This window comes from Methylocystis sp., assembly GCF_051062815.1.
Taxonomy (GTDB): Bacteria; Pseudomonadota; Alphaproteobacteria; order Rhizobiales; family Beijerinckiaceae; genus Methylocystis.
In genome coordinates this window covers 20,450-44,879 of sequence record NZ_JBPFDU010000100.1, presented here as the reverse complement: position 1 = coordinate 44,879, position 24,430 = coordinate 20,450, and the positions used below count along the sequence as shown (strand labels likewise).

Annotated in this window: 18 protein-coding genes; 6 read left to right on the top strand and 12 right to left on the bottom strand. The window is 65.0% G+C overall.

Annotated features, from left to right (window positions below; genetic code table 11):
- Window positions 1-7 precede the first annotated feature (7 nt).
- The 10 genes from nuoH to ACR65W_RS21100 all read right to left on the bottom strand — a co-directional run bounded on the left by nuoH (window position 8) and on the right by ACR65W_RS21100 (window position 10,182).
- A complete protein-coding gene (gene nuoH / locus ACR65W_RS21145; protein ID WP_425373868.1) occupies window positions 8-1,057 on the bottom strand; it encodes an NADH-quinone oxidoreductase subunit NuoH in 1,050 nt (349 codons plus the stop codon).
- Window positions 1,058-1,068: 11 nt separating this feature from the next.
- On the bottom strand, window positions 1,069-3,129 hold the full coding sequence (gene nuoG, locus ACR65W_RS21140) for an NADH-quinone oxidoreductase subunit NuoG (RefSeq protein ID WP_434500253.1): 2,061 nt from the start codon (window positions 3,127-3,129) through the stop codon (window positions 1,069-1,071).
- Between the two features lie 34 nt (window positions 3,130-3,163).
- A complete protein-coding gene (gene nuoF, locus ACR65W_RS21135; protein WP_434500252.1) occupies window positions 3,164-4,468 on the bottom strand; it encodes an NADH-quinone oxidoreductase subunit NuoF in 1,305 nt (434 codons plus the stop codon).
- A gap of 20 nt (window positions 4,469-4,488) precedes the next feature.
- Window positions 4,489-5,103, bottom strand: a complete 615-nt coding sequence (gene nuoE, locus ACR65W_RS21130; RefSeq protein WP_434500251.1) for an NADH-quinone oxidoreductase subunit NuoE — start codon at window positions 5,101-5,103, stop codon at window positions 4,489-4,491.
- The gene (locus ACR65W_RS21125; RefSeq protein WP_434500250.1) at window positions 5,103-6,323 is read right to left on the bottom strand and encodes an NADH-quinone oxidoreductase subunit D; all 1,221 of its coding nucleotides are present in this window, start codon (window positions 6,321-6,323) and stop codon (window positions 5,103-5,105) included. Before ACR65W_RS21125 ends, nuoE begins: the two co-directional genes overlap by 1 nt.
- A gap of 10 nt (window positions 6,324-6,333) precedes the next feature.
- Complete coding sequence (locus ACR65W_RS21120) at window positions 6,334-6,936, bottom strand: NADH-quinone oxidoreductase subunit C (RefSeq protein ID WP_434500249.1); 603 nt, start codon at window positions 6,934-6,936, stop codon at window positions 6,334-6,336.
- 161 nt (window positions 6,937-7,097) lie between these two features.
- Window positions 7,098-7,688 carry a NuoB/complex I 20 kDa subunit family protein gene (locus ACR65W_RS21115; RefSeq protein WP_014891229.1) on the bottom strand — a complete coding sequence of 197 codons (591 nt, stop codon included), beginning with the start codon at window positions 7,686-7,688 and terminating at the stop codon, window positions 7,098-7,100.
- A complete protein-coding gene (locus ACR65W_RS21110; RefSeq protein ID WP_014891230.1) occupies window positions 7,679-8,041 on the bottom strand; it encodes an NADH-quinone oxidoreductase subunit A in 363 nt (120 codons plus the stop codon). The genes ACR65W_RS21115 and ACR65W_RS21110 overlap by 10 nt, the downstream gene beginning before the upstream one ends.
- Window positions 8,042-8,225: 184 nt before the next feature.
- Complete coding sequence (locus ACR65W_RS21105; protein ID WP_434498103.1) at window positions 8,226-9,038, bottom strand: ATP12 family chaperone protein; 813 nt, start codon at window positions 9,036-9,038, stop codon at window positions 8,226-8,228.
- A 70-nt stretch (window positions 9,039-9,108) separates the two neighbouring features.
- Window positions 9,109-10,182 (bottom strand): RluA family pseudouridine synthase, encoded by a 1,074-nt coding sequence (locus ACR65W_RS21100; protein WP_434498102.1) that lies wholly within the window; start codon window positions 10,180-10,182, stop codon window positions 9,109-9,111.
- A gap of 173 nt (window positions 10,183-10,355) precedes the next feature.
- Here ACR65W_RS21100 and ACR65W_RS21095 point away from each other — a divergent pair, with 173 nt between their 5' ends.
- The 6 genes from ACR65W_RS21095 (at window position 10,356) to ACR65W_RS21070 (ending at window position 17,838) form a co-directional block, all read left to right on the top strand.
- On the top strand, window positions 10,356-11,195 hold the full coding sequence (locus ACR65W_RS21095; RefSeq protein ID WP_434498101.1) for a hypothetical protein: 840 nt from the start codon (window positions 10,356-10,358) through the stop codon (window positions 11,193-11,195).
- A 77-nt stretch (window positions 11,196-11,272) separates the two neighbouring features.
- The gene (locus ACR65W_RS21090) at window positions 11,273-11,875 is read left to right on the top strand and encodes a MotA/TolQ/ExbB proton channel family protein (RefSeq protein WP_434498105.1); all 603 of its coding nucleotides are present in this window, start codon (window positions 11,273-11,275) and stop codon (window positions 11,873-11,875) included.
- Window positions 11,876-11,955: 80 nt separating this feature from the next.
- Window positions 11,956-13,734: a sodium:solute symporter gene (locus tag ACR65W_RS21085; protein WP_434498100.1), complete on the top strand. Its 1,779-nt coding sequence runs from the start codon at window positions 11,956-11,958 to the stop codon at window positions 13,732-13,734.
- 299 nt (window positions 13,735-14,033) lie between these two features.
- Window positions 14,034-14,303, top strand: coding sequence for a 30S ribosomal protein S15 (gene rpsO, locus ACR65W_RS21080; protein ID WP_018406993.1), 270 nt, complete (start codon window positions 14,034-14,036; stop codon window positions 14,301-14,303).
- Between the two features lie 194 nt (window positions 14,304-14,497).
- Complete coding sequence (gene pnp, locus ACR65W_RS21075; RefSeq protein ID WP_434498099.1) at window positions 14,498-16,654, top strand: polyribonucleotide nucleotidyltransferase; 2,157 nt, start codon at window positions 14,498-14,500, stop codon at window positions 16,652-16,654.
- 110 nt (window positions 16,655-16,764) lie between these two features.
- The gene (locus ACR65W_RS21070) at window positions 16,765-17,838 is read left to right on the top strand and encodes an AI-2E family transporter (protein ID WP_434498098.1); all 1,074 of its coding nucleotides are present in this window, start codon (window positions 16,765-16,767) and stop codon (window positions 17,836-17,838) included.
- Here ACR65W_RS21070 and addA read toward each other — a convergent pair.
- Together addA and addB are read right to left on the bottom strand one after the other, a co-directional pair.
- Window positions 17,835-21,323 (bottom strand): double-strand break repair helicase AddA, encoded by a 3,489-nt coding sequence (gene addA, locus ACR65W_RS21065; protein ID WP_434498097.1) that lies wholly within the window; start codon window positions 21,321-21,323, stop codon window positions 17,835-17,837. The two genes, ACR65W_RS21070 and addA, sit on opposite strands and share 4 nt — an antisense overlap.
- Complete coding sequence (addB, locus tag ACR65W_RS21060) at window positions 21,320-24,427, bottom strand: double-strand break repair protein AddB (RefSeq protein ID WP_434498096.1); 3,108 nt, start codon at window positions 24,425-24,427, stop codon at window positions 21,320-21,322. The genes addA and addB overlap by 4 nt, the downstream gene beginning before the upstream one ends.
- Window positions 24,428-24,430: the final 3 nt, after the last annotated feature.

Below are 24,430 nucleotides of genomic sequence, written 5' to 3'. Positions count from 1 at the left end.
GACGGCCTCAACTGCCTGCCGGTCCCGCCGGCCAGAACTGCAGCACGGCGGCGACGATGACGACCATGGCGAGGGAGATCGGCAGGAAGACTTTCCAGCCCAGACGCATCAGCTGATCGTAGCGATAGCGCGGCACGAAAGCCTTCACCATGGCGAAGAAGAAGAAAAAGAAGCTCACCTTCAGCGTGAACCAGATCACGCCCGGCACATAGGTGAACGGCGCGATTTTGATCGGCGGCAGCCAGCCGCCGAAGAACAGGATCGTCAGCAGCGCGCACATGGTGACGATCGCCACATATTCGGCGAGCATGAACAGAACGTAGGGCGTCGCGGAATATTCGATCATGAAGCCGGCGACGAGCTCCGACTCCGCCTCCACGAGATCGAACGGCGGACGATTGGTCTCGGCGAGCGCCGAGACGAAGAAGATGACGAACATCGGGAACAGGCGCAGCCAGTACCAGCCGGCCATGCCGTAGGACGTATCCTGCGCGTGGACGATGTCGGTCAGATTGAGTGAGCCGGCGCAGAGCAGCACCGTGATGATGACGAAGCCGATCGAGACTTCATAGGACACCATCTGCGCCGCCGAGCGGAGCGCCGACAGGAACGGATATTTCGAGTTCGACGCCCAGCCGCCCATGATGACGCCATAGACGCCGAGCGAGGACAACGCGAAAATGTAAAGGATCCCGACATTGATGTCGCCGACCGCCCAGCCGTCGGCGACCGGAATGACGGCCCAGGCGGCGATCGAGAGCGTCGCCATGATGAAGGGCGCGAATAGGAAAACGCCCTTGTTGGCGACGTCCGGAATCACCGGCTCCTTGAGCGCGAACTTGAGGAAGTCCGCGAAGCTCTGCAGCAGCCCCCAGGGTCCGACGACATTCGGTCCGCGGCGCAACTGCACCGCCGCCCAGATCTTGCGGTCCGCGAGGATCACATAGGCCACGTAAATCAGCAACGCGACCGCCAGCAAAACGCTCTTCACGAGCGCGAGAAGCAGCGGATACGCGATGAAGAAATCCGAAATGGCGCTCGCCCAACCGTCGCTCACGTCCAAAGCTCCTATTCCGCCGCCTGAGCAAGCCGGCCCTGCGCCAGCGCCGAACATTCCGCCATGATCGCCGAGGCGCGGGCGATCGGATTTGTGAAGTAGAAGTTTTGGATCGCCGGCGCGAAGGAATCCTTCATCGCCACGGCGGGATGATTGGCGAGAGCGACGACCTGCGCGGATTCGCCCGGCGCAATCTCATCGAGTTCCGCGAAGTGCGGGTGGGACTCGATGAGCAGCCGGCGCAAGGCCGCAAGAGAGTCGAACGGCAGCGGATTGCCGAGCGCGCCGGAAAGCGCACGCAGCACCGCCCAATCTTCTCGCGCTTCTCCGGGCGGGAAGACGACGCGGAAGGCGCGCTGCACGCGGCCTTCCGTATTGACGTAAAGCCCGGACTTTTCCGTATAGGCGGCGCCGGGCAGGATCACGTCGGCGCGATGCGCGCCGCGGTCGCCATGCGTGCCGATGTAAACCACAAAGGCGCCGGGTTCGATCGCGATTTCGTCAGCCCCGAGGTTGAAGATGAGATTGAGCGCGCCGGCCTTCGCCATGGCGCGCGCATCCAAGCCACCGGCGCTTGGGGTGAAGCCGAGATCGAGCGCGCCGACGCGCGCGGCCGCCGTATGCAGGACCGAGAAGCCGTTCCAGCCGTCGCTGAGACCGCCGAGCCTTTGCGCGGCCTGAGCGGCGAGCGTGAGCGCCGCCTCGCCGTCGTCGCGCGCCAGCGCGCCCTGCCCGACGATGACGAGCAGCTTTTCAGCCGGCTTTGCCGAGCGGATGAACTGCAGAAGCGATTCCGGCCCGGCCCCGAGATATTCGTAGTCGTAGGTGAGATCGGCCCGCTCGCCGACAAGCGAGATCTTGAAGTCGCCTCTGAGCCAGCGCTTGCGGAGTCGCGCGTTGAGAACAGGCGCTTCCTTGCGCGGATTGGCGCCGATGATGAGCGCGGCGCCCGCCTGTTCGATCCCCGCGACCGTCGCATTGAAGAGATAAGAGGCCCGGCCGAATTTCGGATCGAGTTTGGCGCCGTCCTGGCGGCAATCGAGGTTAGGCGTTCCAAGCTGCTCGGCGAGAAGCTTTAGCGCGAAGGTCTCTTCGACCGCGGCGAGATCGCCGACAAGCGCGCCGATGCGCGACCCGGAAGTCGCCTTGGTTTTCGTGGCGACGGCGGCGAGCGCCTCCTGCCAGGAGGCCGGACGCAATCGGCCATTCTCGCGAATATAGGGACGATCAAGTCGCTGGGTCTTCAGACCGTCGACGATCTGGCGCGCCTTGTCGGAAATCCACTCCTCGTTCACGAGGTCGTCGATGCGCGGCAGAATGCGCATGACTTCACGGCCGCGCGAGTCGACGCGGATCGCCGAGCCAAGCGCGTCCATCACGTCGATCGTCTCGGTCTTCTGATATTCCCAGGGACGGCCACGGAAGCTTTGCGGCTTGGGCAGCAGCGCGCCGACCGGACAGAGATCCGCGACATTGCCCTGCAGTTCGGAGGTCATCGCGCTTTCGAGATAGGTGGTGATCTCCATATCTTCGCCGCGGCCGATCGCGCCCATGTCTCCCGTGCCGGCAACCTCCGCCGTGAAGCGGACGCAACGCGTGCAATGGATGCAGCGGTTCATCTCGGTCTTGACCAGGACGCCGATATATTTGTCCTCGACCGCGCGCTTGTTTTCATGAAAACGCGAGCTGTCGACGCCAAAGACCAGCGCCTGATCCTGCAGATCGCATTCGCCGCCCTGATCGCAGATCGGACAGTCGAGCGGATGGTTGATGAGCAGGAACTCCATCACCCCTTCGCGCGCCTTTTTCACCATCGGCGATTTGGTGAGGACTTCCGGCGGCGCGCCGTTCGGACCGGGGCGCAAATCCTTCACCGACATGGCGCAAGAGGCCTGCGGCTTCGGCGGCCCGCCCTTCACCTCGACGAGGCACATGCGGCAGTTGCCGGCGATCGACAGGCGTTCGTGATAGCAAAAGCGCGGAATCTCGGCGCCGGCCTGCTCGCAGGCCTGCAGCAGCGTGAACTCTCCCGGCACGTCCACTTCGACGCCATCGACGAGAATCTTGGTCACTTCGCTCTCTCCGAAGTCTCGATGAGTTCGATCATCACTCGGCCGCCACGCGGATCGGATCGGGATGCGGATTGGCCGCATATTGATCGATGCGATGTTCGATCACGTCGCGGAAATGGATGATGAGCCCCTGGATGGGCCAGGCCGCGGCGTCGCCGAGCGCGCAGATCGTGTGGCCTTCGATCTGCTTTGACACATCGAACAGCATGTCGATTTCTTTCTTGTGCGCGCGGCCTTCGACCATGCGCTGCACGACGCGCCACATCCAGCCGGTGCCCTCGCGGCACGGCGTGCACTGGCCACAGCTCTCGTGCTTGTAGAAGTAAGAGAGGCGCGCGATGGCGCGGATGATGTCGGTGGACTTGTCCATCACGATCACCGCCGCCGTGCCGAGGCCCGATTTCAGCGCCACGAGACTGTCGAAATCCATCGGGCAATCGACGATCTCCCTCGACGGCACGCAGCGCACCGATGAGCCGCCGGGGATGACCGCGAGCAGATTGTCCCAGCCGCCGCGCACGCCCCCGCAATGGGTCTCGATCAATTCGCGGAACGAGATCGACATCGCCTCTTCGACATTGCACGGCCGATTGACGTGGCCGGAAATCGAAAAGAGCTTGGTGCCGGCGTTGTTGGGCCTGCCGATGCCGGCGAACCAGGCGGCGCCGCGGCGCAGGATGGTCGGCGCGACGGCGATCGACTCGACGTTATTCACCGTCGTCGGGCAGCCATAGAGGCCGACATTGGCCGGGAACGGCGGCTTTAAGCGCGGCATGCCCTTCTTGCCCTCAAGGCTTTCAAGCAGCGCGGTCTCCTCGCCGCAAATATAAGCGCCTGCGCCATGATGGACGTAGAGATCGAACGGATAGCCGTGGACGTTGTTCTTGCCGATCAGCCGCGCTTCATAGGCTTCGTCAACGGCTTTCTGGAGCGCGATGCGCTCGGCGATGAACTCGCCGCGAATGTATATGTAACAGGCATGCGCGCCCATGGCGAAGCTCGCGATGAGCGCGCCTTCGATCAGCGTATGCGGATCGTTGCGCATGATCTCGCGATCCTTGCACGTGCCGGGCTCCGACTCGTCTGCGTTGATGACGAGATAATGCGGCCGCTTGGGATCGATTTCCTTGGGCATGAAGGACCATTTGAGGCCCGTCGAAAAACCGGCGCCGCCGCGCCCGCGCAGACCCGACGCCTTGATCTCATTGATGATCGAGTCGCGCCCTTTGTCCAAAAGCGCCTTGGTGTTGTCCCACTGGCCACGCTTTCGCGCGCCGGCAAGCGATCTGTCGCCCAGGCCATAAAGATTGGTGAAGATACGATCTGCGTCGGAAAGCATGGTTTTTTCTCTTCCCTCCGCTACTTCGCGCCGTCGCCGTAAAGCGAGGTCAGGCTCGTCAGCTTGCCAACCGGCTCCGAAGAGACGCGGCCGATCTGCGAGCCGGTCTTCACCGGACGACCCGCGGCGAGATTGTCGAGAAGCTTCTCGAAATTCTCGGCCGTCAGATCCTCGTAATAGTCGTCGTTGATCTGCACCATCGGCGCGTTGCAGCACGCGCCGAGGCACTCGACCTCGAGCCAGGAAAACAGTCCGTCGTCGGTCACGCGCCGCTGAGGGCCGACCCGGCGATGCAGCACGTCAATGATTTCATCCGAGCCGGCGAGCAGGCACGGCGTCGTGCCGCAAAGCTGGATGAAATATTTGCCGACGGGCTCTAGATTGAACATCGAATAGAAGGTTGCGATCTCGAGCACGCGGATCTTCGCCATGCCGAGCGCGTCCGCGACTTTTTCGATCGCCGCCTGCGACAACCAATTGTCATGCTGCTTTTGCGCCTGCCACAGCGCCGGCACGACCATCGAGGCCTGGCGGCCATCGGGATATTTGGCGATCTGCTTCTCGAGCCACGCCTTGTTTTCGGGCGTGAATTCGAAGCTCTCTGTTTGTTTTTCGGCGAGACGACGGACGGACATTAGCGATCGACCTCCCCGAACACGATGTCGAGCGAACCCAGAATCGCCGAGACGTCGGCGAGCATGTGGTTCTTGCAGAGAAAATCCATGGCGGACAGATGCGCGAAGCCCGGCGCGCGAATCTTGCAGCGGTAGGGCTTGTCGCCGCCGTCAGACACGAGATAGACGCCGAATTCGCCCTTTGGCGCTTCGACCGCGGCGTAGACCTCGCCCTGCGGCACGTGGAAGCCTTCGGTGAAGAGCTTGAAATGATGGATCAGGGCTTCCATCGAGCGCTTCATCTCGCCGCGCGAGGGCGGCGTGATCTTGTGATTGGGCGCCATCACCGGGCCGCGGTTTTCGGCGCGCATGAGCTTCTCGACGCATTGTTTCATGATCGAGGTCGACTGCCGCATCTCCTCCATGCGGATCACAGCGCGGTCATAGCAATCGCCATGCTTGCCGACCGGAATGTCGAACTCCATTTCCTCGTAGCATTCGTAAGGCTGCGCCTTGCGCAGATCCCAGGCGGCGCCCGAGCCGCGCACCATCACCCCCGAGAAGCCCCATTTCCAGGCGTCTTCGAGAGAAATGACGCCGATGTCGACGTTGCGCTGCTTGAAGATGCGGTTGCCGATGAAGAGTTCATCGAGGTCTTCGACGACCTTGAGGAACGGATCGCAAAAGGCGCCGATATCCTCGACGAGCTGGTCGGGCAGATCGCGCGCGACGCCGCCGGGCCGGAAATAATTGGCGTGCATGCGCGCGCCCGAGGCGCGCTCGTAGAACACCATCAGCTTCTCGCGCTCTTCATAGCCCCACAGCGGCGGGGTGAGCGCGCCGACGTCCATCGCCTGAGCGGTGACGTTGAGCAAATGCGACAAGAGTCGGCCGATTTCAGCGTAAAGCACGCGAATGAGCTGGCCGCGGCGCGGAACCTCGACGCCGAGCAGGCGCTCGATGGCGAGACAGAAGGCGTGCTCTTGATTCATCGGCGCGCAATAATCGAGCCGATCGAAATAGGGCACGTTCTGCAGATAGGTGCGCGACTCCATCAGCTTCTCGGTGCCGCGATGCAGGAAGCCCACATGCGGGTCGACGCGCTCGACGACCTCGCCGTCAAGCTCGAGAATCAGGCGCAGCACGCCATGCGCCGCCGGATGCTGCGGTCCAAAGTTTATGTTGAAGTTACGTAGCCCTTGCGATTCGGGCTTCGTTGGCGCGGGGGTTTGATCGTTCATCTCGACGCGCTCACTTGCTCGCCTTCTCGTCGCCGGGAAGGTCGTAGTGCACGCCCTCCCACGGCGAGAGGAAATCGAAGTTGCGGTATTCCTGGCTGAGCCGCACCGGCTCATAGACGACGCGCTTCTGCTCGTCGTCGTAGCGCACCTCGACGAAGCCCGTCATCGGGAAGTCCTTGCGCAGCGGATGACCGTCGAAGCCGTAGTCGGTCATGATGCGGCGCAGATCGGGATGGCCGGAAAAGATCACGCCGAAGAGATCGTAAGTCTCGCGCTCGAACCAGTCCGCGCCGGGATAGAGCGTGACGAGCGAGGCGACAGGCGTTTCTTCCGACGCCGGCGTCTTGATGCGGATACGGCGGTTGTATTTGGGCGAGAGCAGATGCGCGACGACCTCGAAGCGCTCGGCCCGCTGCGGGTAATCCGCCGCCGTCACGTCGATGAAGCACACGAAGAGGCAGTCGGGGCTGTCGCGCAGATGGGCGGCGACCTCGAGCCAGCGGTCGCGCACGACGGTCAGCGTAAGTTCGCCATAAGCGACCTTCACCTCCGTCACCGCGCCGGGCAAGGCGCCGCTGATTTTTGCGCCGAGAGCTTCCAACTCAGCCGACATTCTAAATTCCTTGGCCTGCCGCTATCCCCCCGTCCTTCGAGACGGCGACTGCGCCGCCTCCTCAGGAATGAGGGAATTGCTTGACCCGACCTCATCCTGAGGAGACCGCGCAAGCGGGCGTCTCGTAGGACGAGGGCGGACAACTCCTCAATTTCGCGTCGTTAGCGCTCGATCGTGCCCGTGCGCCGGATTTTCTTCTGCAACAGCAGCATGCCGTAGACGAGCGCCTCCGCCGAAGGCGGGCATCCCGGCACGTAGATGTCGACCGGAATGATGCGATCGCAGCCGCGCACCACCGAATAGGAATAGTGATAGTAGCCGCCGCCATTGGCGCAGGAGCCCATCGAGATCACGTAACGCGGCTCCGGCATCTGGTCGTAGACCTTGCGCATCGCCGGCGCCATTTTGTTCGTCAGGGTGCCGGCGATGATGATGCAGTCGGACTGGCGCGGGCTTGCGCGCGGCGCAAAACCGAAGCGCTCCAGATCATAGCGCGGCATCGCCGCCTGGATCATCTCGACGGCGCAGCAGGCGAGGCCAAAGGTCATCCACATCAGCGAGCCGGTGCGCGCCCAATTGATGACGTCGTCCGTGGCGGTGACGAAAAACCCCTTGTCGGCGAGTTCGTCGTTGAGATGCAGAAAGAACGGGTCGTCCGAGCCGACAGGCTTGCCGGTGCGCGGATCGATCAGTCCCTTGGGCTGCGGCGCGATCAGAGTCTGGCGCGCGCCTTCCTTCTCGATCAGTCCCATTCCAGAGCTCCCTTGCGCCACTCGTAGACGAAGCCGACGGTGAGCACGCCAAGGAAGGCCATCATCGACCAGAAGCCGAAGGCGCCCGCTTCCTTGAAGGCCACCGCCCAGGGAAAGAGAAAGGCCACTTCAAGATCGAAGACGATGAAAAGCAGAGAGACGAGATAGAAACGCACGTCGAATTTCATGCGCGCGTCATTGAAGGGATTGAAGCCGCATTCATAGGCGGAGAGTTTTTCGGGGTCCGGCGCCTTGAACGCGAGCAGGAAGGGCGCAACGAGCAATGCGCCGGCAATCACGGCCGAAAGGGCGATGAAAATCACCAGCGGCAGATATTGTTCGAGCAGCGGCATGAGTCTGGTCCGACTTCGGCGGGGCGAGGGCCGGTCGCGGGAGCGTTTCCTTGGCGTTATTCCTTAGAACGACTCCAGGCCGCGCGTTCCGTAACAAAGGCCATTGTGCAAAGCAAGAGAGGAAGCGCGCCGTCGGCAAATTGGCCGCAGCCTTTTGACCAGGGGCCTCTATATTGCGCGTCGGTCAGTCAGGAGTGGAATGGCGCGCAACCGTCGCCGCCGCCGCGAACTCCTGAAAGCGCGCGGACCGCCGGGCGATGGCTTCGGCGTCTTCGCCCCAGGCGCGCATCTGCCAGTCTTCATCGACATTGGCCGCCTCCCAGGCCTTGCCCGCGTCTATTTCGTGTCTTGCTGCTGCAAGCGCAAGGACCGCGGATCCTGTGAGCGTCGTCATGACGTGCAGCGCCGCGAGCCTGAGCGGCGCGCCGGCGCCCTCCCCCACATAATCGCGCACGGCGCGCGCAAACGCGTCGAGCGCCTCCTGCGGCTGTTCGATGAACATGACGCCTTCGGCGAGCGCGAGCTTGGCGCCGAGCGTGTCGCGCGCGAAGGCGACGAGCGGGTCCCAGGCCGCCGACTGAGCAGCCGCGAGGCTCTCCGGCTGGCCGGCGCGGTAGCAGATGAGGTCGGAGGCGGCATATTTGGCGACATCGGCTTCGACCTCGGCCATTTGCGCCGCCACGCCGTCAAGCGCCGTGTTCATCAGCTTGGTGAGCGGCATCGTCGCCGGATTGATCGTCTCGCCCTGCTTCGCCCATTCGGCGGCGATCGCTCCCGCCAGCGGCTGTGACGGCGCGACCAGCGGACGCCGTGCCGGCGTGTTGACCGGCCGACCGTCAAGGAAAATCCCGTAGCCGCCCTCGGCGGGCGCCGCGACCGCCTCCTTATAGAAGCGCCTGGGTAAGGGGCGCGCCGGCTCGCGCGCGGCCTTTACCGGATCGCGCTCCTCCGGGGAGACGAAAAAATCGGCGTCGAGGCCGGTCGGCTCCTTTGACATTTGTCATCCTTGCCAAGAGGCGCCTATGGAAACGCCGCCACCCCGTCATGGCCGGGCTTTTCCCGGCCCCTTACGCGTCCGGCGCGTCCGCGATCGGGTCATGACGCTTCACGTCGAAGCCGAAAAGGTCCCAGCTCCGTTGCATATGATCGGGCAGCGGCGCGGTCACGTCCAGAGTTCCGCCCCTTGGATGCGGCAGGACGAGCCGGCGGGCGAGGAGGTGGAGCTTGCGTTCGAGCTCCTCCGGCACGGCGCGCAGAGGGTCGCGACGGCGGACCTCATCCTCGGCGCGATGGCCATATTTGGGGTCGCCGAAGATCGGATGGCCGATCGCCTCGGCATGGGCGCGCAACTGATGCGTGCGTCCGGTGAGCGGCTTCATCGACAGCCAGGCGCAGCGCGGCGCAACCTTGTCGACGATCGCGTAATAGGTCAGCGAATGCTGCGCCTCGGCCTCGCCATGTTTGGCGACGCGCATTTTCTCGAGGTCTCTTGCGCCGCCTCTGGATTTTTCCATGCCGGCGCCTTTCGCGAGATAAAGCGAGATCCGGCCCTGCGCCGGCTTCGGCACGCCTTCGACAAGCGCCCAATAGATCTTCTTGGCCTGCCGGGAGCGGAAAATCTCGCCGAGGTCGGCGGCCATCCGCCGGTTCTTGGCGACGAGCAGCACGCCCGACGTGTCGCGGTCGAGTCGATGCACGAGCACGGGCCGCGTATCGCCCTTGGCGAGCGATTCCAGCATCCCGTCAATATGGCGCGTCTGGCCTGAGCCGCCCTGCGTCGCCAGCCCATAGGGCTTGTTGAGAACGAGGACGTCCTTGTCCTCGAAGAGCGTCATGTCGGCCAGCGCCAGCGCGTCCTTGGGGTCGGCGCGCTTCACCGCCGGCGCCGCGGGCGCCTCGATCTTCAAAGGCGGCACCCGAATCTTTTGGCCTTCTTCGAGCCGCGTCGAGGTTTCGACCCGCTTGCCGTCGACCCGCACCTCGCCCTTGCGGCAGATTTTAGCGAGATGGGACAAAGCGAGCCCGGGATAACGTCGCTTGAACCAGCGGTCGAGACGCATCCCCGCCTCGTCCTCGGTGACGAGGGCGGTGGAGACGCCGCCCGCGGCGGCGGGCGTTGATGACTCTGGAGGAGCGGCCATGCCGGCTTATCGGCCATCGGCAGCCGCGTGTCGATTCGCATGACGGCAATATTTCCAGAGGAAGCGTGGGTGTTACACAAAGCCGCATCGCCTCGCGACCCCGTCGAGCGCTAAGCTTCAACAGACGTATGGTGCAAATCATTTAAGGCGCGTCGGCGGCGGAGCGCTTCACCGTGAACAAGATTACGACGAGTGCGATTACCGGCGCGCGGACGGAAGTCCGCCCGCCGCTCAGACCCCGTTGGCTGCATCCTGCCTCGACCGCTGCGGTCGTCGGGATATTCTTGGCCTTCTTCGCCTCAGGGATTTATTGGCCGCAAACGCCGATCGTCGATCTGGGCGGCATCGGCGCAGACCTCATTCCGGAAGGCGTGTCTCTGGAGGCGGGCGACCCCGCGCCCGAAGGAGATTCGCTGGAAGACCCGCTGCCGCTCGAAGAAGCTTCGCTCACCGACGAAGGGATGGACGAGCTGATCGCCGATGAACCGCCGCCCCCGCTGATCATGGAGCCCGACGAGATTCAGGCGCCAGAGAGAAAAGAGAAGGCGGAAAAAAAGCAAAAGGTCGAGAAGCCCAAGAACGAGAAGTCCAAGCAAGCCGAACAAAAAACCCGGGCGCGACGAGTGGCGGCCGTAAACGACGGCCGCCGCGCCGACCAGACCGGTCGGCGCTATGGGCTCCCCGGCGGAACAGGCCAAGGCGTGGGCAGAGCGCGGGTCGCCGGTCGCTACGGATTGCCCGGAGGGGGCGGCGATGGTTCGGGCGGCGCCCAGGCGACCTGTCTAGCTCAGATCGCGGCGTCCATCCGCGGCCATACGCCGGCTGCGACGAGTCTCGGACCGGGATCAGTCGTCGTCACCTTCTATGTGAATTCCGGCGGCGGCATCTCAAGCATTTCCGCGTCTGGCGGAAGCCCCGCGCATGCGGCGCTGGCGCGGCGCATCGTCGCCTCGTCGCGTGGGCCAAGCAGCTGCGGAGCCGTGTTCGCGCGGCAGGGAATCACGTTTCAATAAGCTTAACGCCACCAGCTCAGGAGAGCGTTGCAATGGATTTTGCGCCCATGTCGCTTGCACCCATGTCGCTTGCGCCCATGTCACTTGCGCCCATGTCGCCCCTCGGCATGTTCATTTATGCCGGACCTGTCAGTAAACTGGTCATGGCGCTGCTTCTCGCTGCGGCGGTCTGGACCTGGGTGCTCATCATCGACGGCGTCTTTGTTCTGCGGCGTCTTTCCAAGGCGCTGGATCGCGTGCGCGCCGGCGGCGACATTGGCGTCCTTTGGCCGATCGCCGAAGCCGCGCGCGAAGCGTCGCAAGCTGAATTGCCCAACGAATCCATTCACCAAAAGCGCGAACGAATCCTGCAGCAGATGAACCGCGCCGCGCACGAATTCATGCTCGACGCCGAAGGCGGGCTCCCGGTTCTGGCCATCGTCGCTTCGGCGGGTCCCTTTGTCGGCCTGTTCGGCACGGTTTGGGGCATTATGTCGAGCTTCTCGGGCATCGCGCAGACTCAAGACACGAGTCTTGCGGTCGTCGCCCCCGGCATCGCGGATGCGCTCGCCGCGACGGCCTATGGGCTCGCCGCGGCGATTCCGGCCGCGATCGGCTATAACCGCATGGGCATGGCCTTCGGCGGTCTCAAAGAGAGAATGAGCCGCTACGTCCTGACCTATGCGGCCTCGATCGGTTAGCGCCGGAGACGCGCGCCATCTTGGCCGGCGAGACGTCCTCATCTAGAGTCGCAGCGTTTTATGTTTGAGCGAGGGCCAGGATGAGCGATCGGTCGACCGAGCAGGCGGCGCTCGAAAGAGCCAATCTTGACGCGCGAATCGCCTTCGTGGCCGCGAGCTTTCTCCTGGCTTACGCCTTTGCGGCGCTTCTCGACCGCGTCGGCGCGCCGGAGCGCTTTGTCGGCGCGGCGCCGCCCTATTTCACCATCCTCGGCCTCGCCACGCTCGGCTTCCTTCTGCATTCGATGCGCGCGTCGGTCTATTACACCGCCGGCCGCGGACTGCCCGCCGCCTACGCCGGCTTCGCCAACGCCGCGGTCGTGATCGCCCTGATGCTGCCTTTCGGGGCGCGGCTTGCGGGAGGCGGCTGGGCTCTAGGCGCCGTCGCCGGCGTCTTCATCGGTCTCGCCGCGGCGGGCCTTTATGTCGGCCCGCTGCTGCGTAAAACTGGCGTTTTTTCGATTTCCGAACTTCTTTGCGCACGTTTTACAAGCGCCGCGACGCGCGTCGGCTTCATCGGCGCGGTGGCGTTGTCTTCGACGCTGCTTGCCGCCGCCGGCGGCCTGATCGCGGTGAACGCGCTTGTTGAGCTCACCGGCGCCAACCGGGGCTTCGCGGCGTTTCTGATCGCCGCGGCGAGCCTGATCATCGCCGGTCCGGGCGGACTTTCAGGCGTCATGTGGGCGGCGGCGGCGGCCGCTGGCGTGGCGACGCTGGGCTTCGGCTGGCCCATCGCCGCGCTCAGCCTCCATGACGCGCTGCCGAACGGGCTGATTTTTGGCGGCGCCGCCTCCACGGAGGCTGCGAAACTGCTGGAGAGCTGGGGGGTGACGCCAGCGCCCATGGGGATCCCGGTCAAATTCGCCACGACGCTCGCCGTGGCGCTGGGGATCGCGACGCTCGCGCCGGTGCTCGCGGCCTCGGTGGCGACCGGGGACGGACGAAGCGCACGGCGCGCCGGGGTCGCCGCCCTTTTCTGGGCCGTCGTCATCGCCTTGCTGGCGGCGGCGGCGATCGCCGCTTCGGCGCTGTCGCTCGCCCGCGCCACGGCGGGACAGCCGCCCGAACGCCTGCCGCAAGCCATCTATCAGGCGAGCGAGCGCGGACTTGTCAGCGTCTGCGGCTATTACGTGCGCGGGCCGTCGGAGGCTCAGCGCGCCTGCGCGGCGAAGGGATACGCGCCCGGCGCGCCGCTCGCGGCGGCGGAGATTCGCCCGATCGACGGCGACGTCCTGCTCGGCGCGCTGCCGCAGACGGCGGAGCTCGGCGCGGCGTCTTCGGGGCTCATCGCCTCAGCGCTTGTCGCCATCGGCCTGGCGCTCGCCACGGCGGGCCTGCAAGCCTGCGCGACAGCCTTCGGCCATGACGCGCTCTACCGGCTGCGCGGCGAGATCGACCTGACGAGCCGGCGTCTCGCTGTTAATCGCGTCACGCTCGTGATCGTATCGACTCTGGCTTACGTGACCGCCGTCACCGGCGTCTTCACGCCCGGCGCGCTCGTCGCGGCGGCGCTCGCCGTGTCCGCGGCCTGCCTCGCGCCGTCGCTTGTCCTGGCGTTTTGGCCGCGCGCGGGCGATCGCGAAGCGCTCGTCGCGCTCTGCGGCGGCGCGGTGGGCCTCTTCAGCGCCTTGGCCGCGGCGGGATCGCCCAATCGCATCGAAATCTATGCGCTCTGCGCGCTTGCTGGCGTGGCGCTTGGCGGCGGGTTTGGACTGCTGTCGGGACTGACCTCAAGAAGCGACAAGCCCGCGGCGCGCGCCTTCATCACCCGCATGTTGCGCGGCGACGCCCAGATGCTCCAGCCCGACAAAGGGGCGTAGGACTCACGGCGTTGTGCTGAAGAAGAGAATGTCCCAGATCGAAAGGACGATTTCATAATTGCTGTGTGATTTACGATCTCGGCGAGCTTGTCCGTGCGGAAGCGGAAATCAACAGGCTGGGGCAGCGCCTGAAGGCGCTGGAGAAGGCGTAAGCCCCTATCCATCTCCTGCATTTCTGCTATAACGCCTCGGCACGCCCCGGTCCGCCGGGGCGGCTCCGTTTTCGCGCGACCCTGCTGGACGACATCCCGGCCTTGGCCGCGGAGCGCGGATCACCCCAGAAAAACAAGGACAATCCGATGTCGATCACGGCGGAGCGCAAGCAGTCGCTCATCAAGGAATATTCCACCAAGGCGAACGACACGGGCTCGCCCGAGGTGCAGGTGGCGATTCTCACCGAACGAATCACCAATCTGACCGAACACTTCAAGACCCATGCGAAAGACAATCACTCGCGTCGCGGGCTCCTGAAGCTCGTTTCCCAGCGCCGCCAGCTCCTCGACTATGTGAAGGTGCGGGACGAACCGCGCTACAAGAGCCTGATCGAGCGGCTCGGCATCCGCCGCTAACCAGCTGAGCGAAAGCGGCGCGACGATGCGCCGCTTTCCCAAGATGGGCGTCCAGAGGGACGCTCGCCACGACTAACGCGTAAAGTCATGGCAGGATCGCCGGACGCTGCGTCGACGCTTTACGAAACACCGCTGCCGCAGCTTCTCGCCGTCTTGCTCATGACGAACCGCAGGTTCATCAGAGAAAGACCAGCATGTTCCAGATTCACCGCGAAGAACTCGATTGGGCCGGGCGTAAGCTCGTGCTCGAGACCGGCAAGGTCGCCCGGCAGGCCGACGGCGCCGTGATGGCGAGTTGGGGCGAGACGACCGTGCTCGCGACAGTGGTTTCCGCCAAGACGGCCAAGCCCGGCCTGGACTTCTTCCCGCTCACTGTCAATTATCAGGAAAAAGCCTTCGCGGCGGGCCGCATTCCCGGCGGCTATTTCAAGCGCGAGGGGCGCCCGTCGGAGCGCGAGACGCTGCTCTCGCGACTCATCGACCGGCCGATCCGCCCGCTGTTTCCCGACGGCTATCGCAACGAGACGCAGGTGGTCGTCACCGTGCTGTCGCATGATCTGGAAAACGATCCCGACGTTCTCGCCATGGTCGCGGTCTCGGCGGCGCTGACGCTCTCCGGGGTGCCCTTCATGGGGCCCATCGGCGGCGCGCGCGTCGGCTTGGTCAATGGCGCGCTGAAACTCAATCCGACGATCGAGGAAATGAAGCTTTCCGAACTCGATCTCTTCGTCGCCGGCACGCAGGACGCCGTGCTGATGGTCGAGTCGGAAGCGAAAGAGCTGTCAGAAGAGACGATGCTCGAGGCCGTGATGACCGGTCATCGCGGCTTTCAGCCGGTAATCGACGCGATCATCCGCCTCGCCGAGCGCGCCGCCAAGGACCCCCGCGACCTCATTGTTCCCGACACAACGGATGTCGCGAGCGCCGTCGCCCAGCTCGCCGAAGCCGAGCTGCGCGAAGCCTATAAGCACACTGTCAAGCAGGAGCGCTACGCCGCCGTCGATGCGGTGAAGGCGAAGGTCGTCGCCGCGCTCTTTCCCGAAGGCGGCGAGGCGAAATTCACCAAGGAGCAGGTCGGCGAAGTCTTCAAGGCGCTGCAGGCAAAGGTCGTGCGCTGGAACATTCTCGACACCGGCGTGCGCATTGACGGGCGCGACGTGAAGACCGTGCGCCCGATCGTCTCCGAAGTCGGCGTTCTGCCGCGCACGCATGGCTCGGCGCTGTTTACGCGCGGCGAAACACAGGCGCTGGTCGTCGCCACCTTGGGCACGGGCGAGGACGAACAATATGTCGACTCGCTCGAAGGCACCTATAAGGAGCGCTTCCTGCTCCATTATAACTTCCCGCCCTATTCGGTCGGCGAGACCGGCCGTATGGGTTCGCCCGGCCGACGCGAGATCGGCCATGGCAAGCTCGCCTGGCGCGCCATCCGGCCGATGCTGCCGGCCCCCGCGGAGTTCCCCTACACGCTGCGCGTCGTTTCCGAGATCACCGAATCGAACGGCTCCTCGTCGATGGCCACTGTCTGCGGCACGTCGCTCGCGTTGATGGACGCGGGCGTGCCGCTGAAGGCGCCGACGGCCGGCATCGCCATGGGCCTCATCCTCGAAGGCGAACGTTTCGCCGTGCTCTCGGATATTCTGGGCGACGAGGACCATCTCGGCGACATGGACTTCAAGGTGGCGGGCACGTCGAACGGCGTCACCTCGCTGCAGATGGACATCAAGATCGCCGGCATCACCGAGGAAATCATGAAGGTCGCGCTCGCTCAGGCGCGCGACGGCCGCCTGCATATCCTCGGCGAGATGGCGAAGGCGATCACGGCTTCGCGCGCCGAGCTTGGCGAATTCGCGCCGCGCATCGAGACGTTGAAGATTCCGACCGACAAGATCCGCGACGTGATCGGCACCGGCGGCAAGGTCATTCGCGAGATCGTCGAGAAGACCGGCGCCAAGATCAATATCGAGGACGACGGCACGGTGAAGGTCGCCTCCGCCGACGGCAATTCGATCAAGGCGGCGATCAACTGGATCAAGTCCATCGCCTCTGATCCCGAGGTCGGCTTGATCTACGAGGGCACGGTGGTGAAAACCGCGGACTTTGGCGCCTTCGTCAACTTCTTCGGCGCCAAGGACGGGCTCGTTCACATCTCGCAGCTCTCCAAGCAGCGCGTGAACAAGACGACCGACGTCGTGAAGGAAGGCGACCGCGTGAAGGTCAAACTCCTCGGCTTCGATGACCGCGGCAAGGTCCGCCTCTCGATGCGCGTCGTCGACCAGGAGACCGGCGAAGACCTCGAGGCCAAGGAAAAGGCCGAACGCGAATCCGCCGCCGCAAACGGCGGAGAATAGGACATTCACCGGGCGGCTTCTCGAAGCCGCCCGGAGCGAGTGCGCTCGCACTCCTTGCCGAGCCCGCGTCCCGCCCTGTCTATAGGCTGAATGCAGCGACAGAGGCGGACATGAACGAGGAGCTGGAAGCGGCGGCGCTCGTCGAACAGGATCAGAACCTTTCAATAGACATTTTTGTTCTCGCCAGGCTTGCCGTCACGCTTGCGTTTATTTCGGCGGCGATTCTGATCTCTGCGCCATTTCTGCCGGCGCTGACCTGGGCGCTTGTGCTCGCGGTTGTGTTCATTGGTCCGCATCGCCTGCTGGAGCGCTTCCTGCCGCCCTCATTTGCGGCCGGCGTCTCCATGCTGATCGTCGGGCTCGTCATCGTTGGCCCCCTGCTGCTGATGATTGAACGGCTCGTCAGCGAGGCCGCCGCTGGCGTCGACTACGTTCAGAAAGCGGTGCAGCAAGGCGACTGGCAAACGATGCTCGACGCCCATCCTTGGCTCGGCGGCTTCCAAAGCTGGATCGCACGCAGATTCGATCTGCAAGCGACGTTCTCGCAGCTGGGCGCCTTCTTCACCAATGTCGCCACGAACTTTCTGCGCGCGTCTACGGGTCAAATCATCACCACTCTTCTCGCCTTCTACCTCCTCTTCTTTTTCCTGCGCGACAGAGCCGTGGCGCTGCAGACGCTCACGCGATTGTCGCCCTTCTCGAACATCGAAACAGGCAAGATCATCCTGCGCGTGCGCGATACGATCCATGCAATCCTCTTTGGCACGCTGGCGGTGGCGGCGCTGCAAGGCCTGCTTGGCGGATTGATGTTCTGGGTGCTGGATTTCAATTCGCCGGTGCTGTGGGGGTTGATCATGGGGCTTGTGTCGATCGTGCCGGCGCTCGGCTCTTTCCTCATTTGGATCCCAGCGACGATTTACCTTTTGATCGAGGACCGTTGGGTTGAAGCCATGATTCTTGGGCTATGGGGCGGCGTGGTGATTTCCAGCATCGACAATCTGGTTCGGCCGCTGCTCATCGGCGACAGCATGCGGCTGCACACCGTTCCCGCTTTCATCGCGATGCTCGGCGGCCTTCAATTGTTCGGCGCTTCGGGCATCGTCCTCGGCCCCATCGTTATGGCGCTCAGCCCGCTGTTTCTGGAATTCTGGAGACGTCGCGTCGGACCCGACGAGTCGTCTTAACCTCGAACGCCCGACGCGCCTGACGCCGCCCCGTCTTGCATCAGCGCGCATTCGAGCGCATCGGCCAGCGCCGACTCATCGGCTTCAAGCACGCTGGCGTTCTGCGTATAGATCAGAAAGCAGCGCAGCCGCTTGCCGGGAAAGAGCGGCGCGACCGCGGCGCGATAGAGCGCGAGCTGGCGCAAATGCGCGTCTTCGAGCTTGGCGCGCGGCCGTCCTGTCTTGAATTCGGCGATGAGCGCCTCGGTCGCCGTTTCGGCGAGCCGGTCGATGCGGCCCGCGATGACGGCGCCGTTTTCGAGCGTCGCGACGATGTCGACCTCAGGAGTCGAGTCTGGGCCAAAGAGCGGCGCAAGACGCGGGTCGGCGAGGATCGCCAGCGCCGACTGCGCCAGCGCCTCTCGCCTGTCCTCGTCCAGAAAGCCGCCGCGCGCCGCAAGGAAGCGCCGGGCGGCGCTTTGCCGATGTTCCGTCGCGCAGGCCGGCAGATGCTGCAGCAACGCATGGACCAGTCGGCCGTTCAGCAGACGTTCCGCTTCGCCTCGGCGCGCCGCCACGCCGTCCGCGCCATTGGCGATGAGGTCCGCGCCTGCGAGCGCGCTCGAGGGACGCAGCGGCGGCGTCGGCGTAGCTTCAGGCCACGCTTTGGTCTTGGCGAAGGCCGGAATGCCCACGGCGGCGGCCGGCGGCGCTTTTCTCGAAAGATCGAAGCGCGGCGGAACCGCGCCGCGGCGCAAAATCGTCGATGTCGCATCGAGCGGATCGGGCAAAGTCTCGCAGCTTGATTCGAGCGCGTCGCGTATGGCGTCGTACCAGCAGCCGTCGGCGCGACCGTTGACGCCATGAGCGCCGCAAATGTAAAGCCGCTCCTCCGCGCGCGTCAGCGCGACATAGAGCAGCCGCTGGCTTTCCTCGCGCTCGCCGCGCCGATGCGCCTCGCGCGCCCGCTGGAGGGCGATCGAGTCGCTGTCCTTGCCGATCGACCAGAGGAGAGCCGCTTCGTCAGCCTCGCCGAGCGCGTAGAGCTTCGGATCGTGCTTGCCGGCGGACGCGCCGCAGGTGTCGGGCAGAAAAACGATCTTCGCCTCCAGACCCTTCGCCGCATGAGCGGTCATCACCCGCACGGCGCCGCCGGCCGCTTCCATGTCGCGCTTGATCGAAAGATCGAGCGACTCGGCCATCGCCAGAAAGGCTGTGAGCGACGGCGGCTGTTCGCGCTCGAAACTCGCGGCGAGCTTTAAGAATTCGTCGATCGCGTCCTCGGCTTCGCCGCCCAGTCTCGCCATGAGCTGCGCGCGTCCGCCGTCAGGGCCAAGAACGCTGCTGTAAAAATCGAACGGCGCCAGAGCCGCCGCATCGCGTCGCAAGCGCCACAGCCGCGCCGCGGCCTCCCGACAGCGCGCGTCTCCCGACTGCTCAAGCGCTTCGATCAGTGACGCGCGACGGCCTGGCGCGAGCGCGATGAGATCGTCGTCGTCGAAGCCGAAGAACGGCGACTTCAGGACGCTCGCCAGCGTCAGATCGTCTTGCGGCAACAGCGCGGCGCGTCCAAGCGCGATGAGATCGTGGACGGCGATATGGTCGGCGAGATTGAGCCGGTCGGCGCCGGCGACGGGAACATGTTCGTTTTTCAAAGCGCGAATGATCGCCTCGAAGAGCGGACCCCGCTTGCGCACGAGAACCAATATATCGCCAGCCTCGACGGGACGCAGCGCGCCGCCATCTTCGACGCATTCGCCGTTCTGAGGCGCAAGCAGCGCCCTGACCTTGCGCGCCAGTTTTTCCGCGAGACGCTCATTGGGGTCGCTCGCGTCGATATAGTCGAGCGGCAGGCGCCAATCGCTCGGGTCCTGCGCTTTTTCCGCGCCGATTGGCTCCCAGATTTCGACGAGAGCGGCGACGTCGGATTTCCACGCCTCGTGCCTTGGCGCCGGCTCCTGCGGATCGCCGCAGAAGCCGAGGCGATTCTCTTCAATCGCGAAAACGTCGTCGACCGCTTGCAGCACGCCGGGCGAAGAGCGGAAAGATTGCGTGAGCCTCACCTCTTCGAAACGGCGTTCGACGCCTTTGAATCTTCGGCCAAACTCGCGCCGCATCGCGTCGAATCTTTCCGGCGCCGCGCCTTGAAAGGAAAAGATCGATTGCTTCTCGTCGCCGACCGCAAAAAAACTGCGCGGCGGACCGCCCTTGGCTTCGCGCGCGCTGGCGCCTGCACAAAATTCGTCAGCGATCGCCGCCAATATGTCCCACTGCGCCGAACTCGTATCCTGCGCCTCATCGAGCAGGATGTGGTCAATCTGCGCGTCGAGCTTATAGAGCACCCAGGATGGGCTCGAACGATGAAGCAGGCGGCGCGCGCCCTCGATCAAATCGTCATAGTCGAGTAGTCCCCGACGTCTTTTGGCATGCTCATATTCGCCAAGAATGGCGTCGCCGAGAACATGCAACGCCAGCGAGCGTTCAGCCGCGGCCGCGGCCTTGCGCGTTTCGACGAGCGCAATGAGCCTGTCGCGCTCGGCCTCCATGCGCGCGAGGAGCTGCGGTTCGCGCTTGGCGAGCGGGCCGGTGATGATTTTTGTTTTTCCCAGGCCGCGCGGATCGCCGTCCTTAGTGAAAAAGGCCGCGAGATAGCTTTCGATACAGTCTGGATGCGGGGCAAGAGCGGCTGCGGAGTCAAGTGAATCGGCGAGTTTGCCGTCATTGATCGAACCATCGCGCAGCATTTTGGCGAGCGCCGGCCACGCGGATGGCGGCTCGCCGTCCTCGATCATCGCCGCGTCGATTCGCGCCAGCGTTTCATCTGTCGTCAAACCAAGCGCGGCAAAGACACGCGCCTCATAATCGTCCTGCTCGCGCATGCGCGCGATCTCTTGACGGTGATGCAGCAATTCTTCGCAGAGCGCGTCGAATCCCGCAGCCGTCGTCTCGCGGGCGACAAGCTCCAGCGCTTTTCGCAGCGATCCATTGTCTCGCGTGGCGGCCTCGAGCGCGCGCCGCCGCGCTGCGTCCATCAGCTCGGCGCGCTCCAGATCGTCGACGACGCGGAAGGACGCCGGAACATTGGCTTCGAAAGGAAAGATATGCAGCAGCTTTTCGCAGAAGGCGTGGATCGTCTGGATCTTGAGGCCGCCAGGCGTCTCGACGGCGCGCGCGAAAAGCCGCCGCGCGAAGTCAAGATCGATGCGCGACTCGACCGTTGCGCCCATCTGAGCGATTTCATTGGCCAGCGCCGCATCGTCGAGCGTCGCCCAGCGCGCGAGCGCGTCAAAGACCCGCGAACCCATATTGGCGGCGGCCGCCTTCGTATAAGTGAGGCAGAGAATCTGCGACGGCCGCGCGCCGGCAAGCAGCAGCCTCAAAACGCGCTGCGCGAGCACATGAGTTTTGCCGGAGCCGGCATGCGCCGAAACCCAGGCGGACGTGAACGGATCTGACGCCGTTTGCTGGCGCCGGACCGTCAGGGCGCCAACGGGACGCTCGCTCATGTCGTCTCTCCGCCGCCGCGCATCCATTCCTTGACGCGCGCCAGATGGTCATAGTCACCGATATCGCTCATAAAAGCCGGATGCGGCCGCGACGCATAGGGCGTCGATTCACTGGAAAACTGCGACAGCAGCTCTTCGAGCTGCGCGCGATGCGCCGCGACGACGTCGGCGAAGCGCGCATCTGTCCATTTGAGCCAGTGAGTCTCGCCGCCCTTTCGCAAGCCAATATAGGCGGCGCCGGAAACTGGCCGTGGGCCGATTTTTTCGAAAGCGCCGGCCTCGATCATCGCCGCCTCCAAGGTCAGCTGTGGCGACCAGCCGGCCTTAACCTGCTTTTTAGACGGCGGCGCGCCCGTCTTGTAGTCGAAGACATAAGCGTGGCCCTCTCGATCCACCTCGATGCGGTCGGCGATCGCCGTCAGGCGAAAAATCGTTCCGTCGGTGAGCGCGAGCGCGAGCTCGCCGCGCGTTTCGACATGGATGTCGCCGTCCAAAGCGCGTCGCTCCTGTTCGAAGCTGAACGCATGATCGAGCCCCGCTTCGATGCGCGGCCATTGGAAACTCACGAAAGCGGGATCGGCCTTGAAGCCATCGAGTTTCTCGCGCGCGAGATCGCGGAGAACGTCGCGGGCGCCAGAAGGAAGCGCGCCGCGCGGATGGCGCGCGACGAACGCCGCAAGCGCTTCATGGATCGCGACGCCGATTTCGCGCGCGCCGGCTTCCGCGCCGATCGGCGGCAGGGGCGTGAGTTTGAGAATATATTCGGCGAAAATTGCGTAAGGGTCGCGCCGCAGGCGCTCGACGCGGGTGACGCTCAAGCGGCGCGGCCGCAGCGCCGCGGGTGGGCGCGGCTGCGGCCGTTCGATCGCAATCGTCGTTTCTGGGCGATCAAGCGCGGCGGCGATCGCGAGCATCGCGTCGCCACGCTTCCTGCAGTCGTCGAACGCGTCGCCGGCAAGCGCTGAGAGGCGCGCGATGAAGCGGGAAGGAACGGTTGGCGCGCCATTACGCTTGATCGCGCGGCTCAGCACGACGCGCTCCGCGCCCAAAGCCATGATGAAGTCATGCGCGCTTTGGCCGATGCGCCGCTCCGGCGCCATCAGACCGAGCTGGGCGCGCATCGAGCGGTTGAGAAAGGCGCCGGTGTCCGTCTGCGGCGGCCATACGCCTTCGTCCAGTCCGGCGAGCAGAACGAGGTCGGCCTCGATGAGCCGCGCCTCCAAAGGACCCAGGATCTTCAAGCGTGGATGGGCGCGTCTTGGGCCGCGCAGCATCGTCTCGGCGGCGACGCGGTCGAAAAGCGCCGCGTAGTTTTGTGCGTCAAAGCCTGCCGGCGCCTCAGCATGCGCGAGCCGATCGAGGAGTTCGAACAGCGCCGACGCGCCCTCTTCATCAGCGTCGTCGGCGCCGGCGATCACGGCTTCAAGCGCGCCGCTGTGCGCGCGCGCGCGGTCCGATAGCGACGCCGTTGGCGTCAGCGCGGCGAAGGGCGAGAAAGCCGCGTCGATACGCGCAAGCGCGTCTTCGATCGCGCGCCAGTCGTCATCGCTGATGCGGCGCGCCGCTGGATGCGCGTGCGGCGCGCGCGCCAATTCGCGCGCCGGCCGCACACGCGCCGCCCAGCCGCCGTCCGGCTGCGCGAATGTCCGCAGCACCCCGATCTCGACGAGCGGCGCGAGCGATGCGACGTGCGCGCGCGAAAGTCCGAGCCCGGTCAGCGGATGGGCGAGCAGCGCGGCGACGTTCACGGCGCCGGCGCGATCCGATCCGATCGTTGCGACGAGCCGCGCCAGCGCGCCGATGGAGGTTCTAGCGAGCGGCATGCCGCCCGAATCGTCGATCTCAATGTCGAAGCGTCGCAACTCGGCGGCGACGCGCCGCGCGACGAGCCGGTCCGGCGTGACGAGCGCCGCCGTTCGGCCGGGCGCCTCCAGCGCCTCGCGCATGAAGAGCGCAAGCGTCAAAGCTTCGAGCCGCTCGTCCGGCGCTTCCAGCGCGATGACGCCGTCGAGCGCCTGTGCGAAGCCGCCGCTCTGCGCAGCCTGATAGTCGCGCCATGCCGACGTCGCGTCGGCAGGCGCCATCGCTTGCGAAACAAACGCGCGGCGCGCGGTGAGCGTTGGGGTCAAGCGCGCGAGTTCGCGCGGCTCGTCGCGCGCCGCGCCCATGGCGGCGAGCAAGCGCTTCAACATCATCTGCGGATGGGTAAAGGTCGGCTCTCGGCTTTGATCCGTCCAACCCACGCTCGCCCAGACGTCCGCGCTCATGATCTGATCGAGGCCCGGCAGGACCACGGCGCCATTTTCGAGTCCGGCGATGGCGGCGAGCAGCCGCGAGGTCGTCGGCTGCGCGCCGGTGGAGCCGAGCGCGATCACCGGCGCGGTCGGCGGCGTGCGGGCGAGCTCCGCGAGCTGCGCTTCAACGAGGCGCTTCTGATAGGCGCTGGCGTCGATCCGCCCGCGGTCGGCGAGAATTTGCGGCCATTCGCGCAAGGCGATCTGCAGAAATTTCGTCGTGATCGCCCAGAAATCGCTGTAGGCGTCGTCGCTCAAAGTATCGAACCTGTCGATCGAAACATCTTCGATGTGCAATTCGTCGATGAGGGCGCCGAGCTCGGCGGCGAGCGCATAGGCGGCCGACGGCGTCGATGCGACGAGAAGCGGTTCGCTCTCATGCAGATTGGGCGCGCCGCTTGTATCGACCGAGATGAGCGCGCGCCCAATCGCTTCCGCCCATTGCAGAACGAGCTGCGACAGCAGCAGGCGTCGCTCCAGCTCTTCGATCGGCGCGGCGAGGGACGCATCCGTCTCGACGTCAAAGTCTCCGGCGAACAGAGCGGCGTTCTCGCGCTCCTCCAGAGCGCCGAGCGGCAGGATGCGCGGCAGCAGCGTCGCGCGCCGATCCAGCGCTTGCGCGAATTCGGCCGCCAGCGCCCGCGCCGCGCGCTGGGTCGGCACATAGATCGTGGCGCGCGCCATCGTCAGCGCCGGCGTGTCGCGCGAGAGGGCGGGAACAATCTCGCCGTCGAGCAGGGCCGAAACAAACGTCTGCAGAAACGGCGCGCCAGGCGCGATGGTGAAAAGATTGCGCCGGCGGGCGAGCATCGC